This is a genomic window from Acidobacteriota bacterium, assembly GCA_033549365.1.
Classification (GTDB): domain Bacteria; phylum Acidobacteriota; class Aminicenantia; order Aminicenantales; family Saccharicenantaceae; genus JAWSUF01.
Map to the genome: position 1 here is coordinate 963 of JAWSUF010000040.1, position 989 is coordinate 1,951.

Consider the following 989-nt stretch of genomic DNA (forward strand, 5'->3'; position numbering starts at 1 on the left):
TACTCCCCAGGCGGTGCACTTAATGCGTTAGCTCCGACACCGAGGGGATCAATACCCCCGACATCTAGTGCACATCGTTTACGGCGTGGACTACCAGGGTATCTAATCCTGTTTGCTCCCCACGCTTTCGCGCCTCAGCGTCAGTATCCAGCCAGAAAGTCGCCTTCGCCACCGGTATTCCTCCCGATATCTACGAATTTCACCTCTACACCGGGAATTCCACCTTCCCCTCTGGTACTCAAGCATGCCAGTTTCAAATGCACTTCCACGGTTGAGCCGTGGGATTTCACATCTGACTTAACACGCCGCCTGCGCGCCCTTTACGCCCAGTGATTCCGAACAACGCTTGCACCCTCCGTATTACCGCGGCTGCTGGCACGGAGTTAGCCGGTGCTTCCTTTGCAGGTACCGTCAAACATGACGGGTATTAACCGTCATGCACTTCTTCCCCGCTGACAGAGCTTTACGACCCGAAGGCCTTCCTCACTCACGCGGCGTCGCTGCGTCAGGGTTTCCCCCATTGCGCAATATTCCTCACTGCTGCCTCCCGTAGGAGTCTGGCCCGTGTTCCAGTGCCAGTGTGACGGATCATCCTCTCAGACCCGCTAACCATCGTCGCCTTGGTAGGCCATTACCCCACCAACTAGCTAATGGTACGCAGACTCATCCCAATGCGATAGCTTATAAATAGAGGCCACCTTTCCTGGTTCGCCCAACAGCGAAACATGTATCCGGTATTAGTCAGCCTTTCGGCTGGTTATCCCAAACACCAGGGTAGATTATCTACGCGTTACTCACCCGTGCGCCACTTTACTCGGGTTCCGAAGAACCCTTTCTCGTTCGACTTGCATGTGTTAAGCACGCCGCCAGCGTTCGTTCTGAGCCAGGATCAAACTCTCCAGTTTAATATCCTGTCCCAATCACTGCTGATCTCTCAGCCAATTGGACTACTTCAAAAAAATAATAACAATCGGCCCGCTCGTCTATAC

At 53.8% G+C, this 989-nt stretch carries 1 rRNA gene (only partly in view); it reads right to left on the bottom strand.

The annotated features are described in order from the left end of the window. Positions 1–905: ribosomal RNA gene (locus SCM96_15910) — 16S ribosomal RNA — on the bottom strand; it reaches 661 nt to the left of the window's first position. Positions 906–989: the final 84 nt, after the last annotated feature.